Source organism: Peribacillus sp. SIMBA_075 (assembly GCF_046534585.1).
In genome coordinates this window covers 1-261 of the sequence record NZ_JAWRYN010000884.1, presented here as the reverse complement: position 1 = coordinate 261, position 261 = coordinate 1, and the positions used below count along the sequence as shown (strand labels likewise).

Sequence of the window (261 nt, the reverse complement as noted above, 5' to 3'; positions counted from 1 at the left end):
CTGATGAAGTACCACGTGTACTTAGCGGATTAGGTATCGCTCTTGTTTCTACATCTAAGGGAGTAATGACAGACAAAGACGCTCGTCAATTACAAACTGGTGGAGAAGTAGTAGCATACGTTTGGTAATATATATTTAAAACGAACGGAGGTGTGACCACATGTCTCGTATTGGTAAAAAGATTCTTGAAATCCCTGCAGGTGTTACTATTACAGTTGCAGAAGACAATACTGTAACAGTAAAAGGCCCTAAAGGTGAATT

1 protein-coding gene and 1 pseudogene are annotated in these 261 nt (G+C 39.5%); both read left to right on the top strand.

Annotated elements, in window-relative coordinates:
* A partial coding sequence (rpsH, locus tag SB775_RS30795) for a 30S ribosomal protein S8 (RefSeq protein WP_410865058.1) occupies positions 1–128 on the top strand: 128 nt, incomplete at its 5' end.
* A 32-nt stretch (positions 129–160) separates the two neighbouring features.
* Positions 161–261: pseudogene (gene rplF / locus SB775_RS30790) on the top strand (50S ribosomal protein L6); the annotation flags it as partial.